Origin of the sequence: Atribacter sp. (assembly GCF_035418125.1) — a bacterium.
In the GTDB taxonomy this organism is placed as follows: Bacteria; Atribacterota; Atribacteria; order Atribacterales; family Atribacteraceae; genus Atribacter; species Atribacter allofermentans.
Map to the genome: position 1 here is coordinate 1 of NZ_DAOLQM010000253.1, position 3069 is coordinate 3069.

General features: G+C 39.2%; 3 protein-coding genes. All 3 read left to right on the plus strand.

Going from position 1 to position 3069, the window contains the following annotated elements; genetic code table 11:
• Nucleotides 1–107 precede the first annotated feature (107 nt).
• The 3 genes from rbsK to hisS are packed head-to-tail and all read left to right on the plus strand — an operon-like array spanning nt 108 to nt 3062.
• On the plus strand, nt 108–1064 hold the full coding sequence (rbsK, locus tag PLK24_RS10095; RefSeq protein ID WP_324478770.1) for a ribokinase: 957 nt from the start codon (nt 108–110) through the stop codon (nt 1062–1064).
• On the plus strand, nt 1039–1719 hold the full coding sequence (locus PLK24_RS10100; protein ID WP_324478772.1) for an MgtC/SapB family protein: 681 nt from the start codon (nt 1039–1041) through the stop codon (nt 1717–1719). Before rbsK ends, PLK24_RS10100 begins: the two co-directional genes overlap by 26 nt.
• A 56-nt stretch (nt 1720–1775) precedes the next feature.
• Complete coding sequence (gene hisS / locus PLK24_RS10105; RefSeq protein ID WP_324478774.1) at nt 1776–3062, plus strand: histidine--tRNA ligase; 1287 nt, start codon at nt 1776–1778, stop codon at nt 3060–3062.
• The last annotated feature ends 7 nt before the right edge of the window (nt 3063–3069 follow it).

The window sequence follows — 3069 nt, forward strand, 5'->3', positions numbered from 1 at the left end:
TTCAAATTAAAACCATGAATTTCTTTGAAAAACTGGACGTTCAGGGTTATCTTGAGTAATATTATATATATTTTACAACCGGTTTTGGAATGAGGTGTGAGGGAAAAATGATGAGTTCTCGTATTTTAATTGTTGGTAGCTTAAATATCGATATGATTCTGAAAATTGATCGAATGCCTGAGACTGGGGAAAATCTCTTTGCCCGTCAATTTACCATGCTACCCGGAGGAAAAGGAAATAACCAGGCTATCGCTTGTGCACGCTTGGGGCTCATGGTGTATATGGTTGGTAAAGTCGGAGATGATGATTTTGGAGCACGCCTTCGCTTAAATTTGGAGCAGGAAAATGTTGATTTTAATTTTGTCACCAAACAAGCTTTAACTCATACAGGGTTGGCTTTTATTTTTATCGATACCAAGGGAGAAAACCGAATTTTAGTTGCGCCCGGAGCAAACATGAAGCTTTCGGTTGATGATTTAGAAAATGCCTCCCAACTTTTTAAAACTTGTGATTATCTCATACTTCAACTGGAAGTTCCCCATAGCGTGGTAAAGAGTGCGATTCAAAAAGCTCACGAAAACAATGTAAAAGTTATTCTCAATCCAGCACCGGCTCAGCCTTTTCCGATTGAAATCCTGACCGAAAATGATGTTATAACCCCCAATCAATATGAAGCTGAAGTATTGAGCGGAGTAAAGATACGAAGCATAGAAGATGCCGTCCAAGCCTTGAAGGCTTTGGATCAACGATGTCCGTCTCGTAAGGTAATTACTTTAGGAGAAAAAGGAGCATTGGCCAGTGATTCTGGAAACCGATGCATCCATCTGGTTCCCAGAAAAATTGACGTTCAGGATACCACCGCCGCCGGTGATGCTTTTAATGCTGGTTTGGCTTATGGATTATCCAAAGGAATGGATTGGATAACGACTCTTCAACTGGCAAATAATGCCGGTGCTATTGCCTGTACCCGAATTGGTGCTCAGAGCGCTCTCCCTTATTTACGGGATATAGATAGTTTCTATTCGACTCAGGGCGCTGGTGAAATTCGATACTTCGATGTTTAATTTAACCTTTGATGAAAATATTCAAATTTTTATACGATTGATTCTGGCTTTTTTGGCTGGTGGCCTTATTGGTTATCAGCGTGAAAAAGCTGAAAAACCAGCCGGTTTACGTACTCATATATTGGTTTGTATCGGTTCAGCGTTAATAACTTTAGTATCGATTTATGGCTTTGGGAAAATGGGTTCAGATCCTTCCCGCATCGTGGCACAAATTGTCAGTGGAATTGGATTTCTTGGAGCAGGGACGATTTTCCGTTTTGGAACTTCGGTAAAAGGGTTAACAACTGCTGCCAGCTTATGGGCGATCTGTGGAGTTGGTATTGCTATTGGAGTTGGCCTTTATTTTGCTGCTCTATTATCAGTTTTATTTATTATGGCAGTATTGGCTTTATTAGAACTCTTTGAACAGCGATTAAGGACCAGGGGAGTCCATTTGATCCAAGTTCTGATATCAGATATTCCGGGGACAATTGGAAAAATTGGGGAAAAATTAGGAGAAATGGAAGTGAATATAAAAAATATAAAAATGCTTCGAGAAGGAAAAAGTTTGATGCGATGCTACCTCTGGTTAGACCTCCCCGCCCATCTTTCCTTAACGATGGTTTTAAGCATGCTTCAGGAATTAGATACCGTTCAAGAAGTTGAAGTTGATTAAAGTTTTTTATTGAAATAAAGATAAACTGAGGAACAAGAAGGAAAATTAAAGAAAAAATGGAAAAAATTACTTTACCTAAAGGAACAAAAGATATCGGAGATCCCGAAATTTTTATTTGGTATCATGTCGAAAATATTGTCAGGCAAGAGGCCACCCATTACCATTATATCGAGTTAAGAACACCTCTTTTTGAACATACTGAGCTTTTTGCTCGAGGAGTTGGAGAGGAAACCGACATTGTTCAAAAAGAGATGTACACCTTTCTTGATAAAGGAGGCCGCAGTGTAACCCTCCGACCGGAAGGAACGGCACCGGTAATGAGGTCCTATCTCGAACAGAGCTTCCATATTCACAATCCTCGGATGAAATATTTTTATATGGGACCTATGTTCCGTTATGAACGACCCCAAGCCGGTCGAATGCGGCAGTTCCACCAATTTGGCTTTGAGGCGATCGGATTTCAAAGTCCAGCAGCCGATGCGGAGATTATTCTTTTGGCCGATCGGATATATAAAAAAATTGGATTAAAAAATATCCGATTAGAAATCAATAGTTTGGGATGTAGAAAATGTAAGCCGCAATATCTCGAAACTTTAAAAAATTATTTGCGAAATCAAGCAGCTCAATTCTGCAAAAATTGTTCCAATCGGATTGAGACCAAACCCCTCCGAGTGCTGGATTGTAAAAATGAATCTTGTCAGAATATACTTCATAATGAAAGTTTCCCGATTATACAAAATTTTCTCTGTGATGAGTGTCGCACTCATCAAAACCACTTGATCGGAATTCTCGAGAGCGCTCAAATCCACCCGGTTATTAATCCTTATTTGGTAAGAGGTCTTGATTATTATATAAAAACCACCTTTGAAATGAAGACCGAAGAATTGGGAGCCCAAAATGCTATTGGAGGCGGAGGCCGATACGATAACTTATCCGATGCTTTAGGAGTAAAAGGCATCCCTGGGGTCGGTTTTGCTGCTGGGATGGAACGAATTATTCTCCTTTTGCAAAAACAGAGCGAGTCAAAAGCATTTTTCCAGAAGCCATTTATTTATTTATCTCCTCTTGATCAACAGGGAGAAAATGTTTTATTAAAGCTTTCGATCGTTCTTGACGAGAAATCAATTCCCTTTTATTTAGATTTTTCAGATAAATCTCTTAAATACCATTTTAAAAATGCTCAGCGAATGGATGCTTCTTTTATTATTATTGCTGGAGAGAATGAGCACCAGACGAAGACTTATACCTTAAAAAATTTGCTATCTGGGGAACAAAAAGTAGTTTCTCAAAAGACTCTAATTGGTGATTTGCTGGAGGCATACCAAAATGTTAAGAACACATAATTGTGGG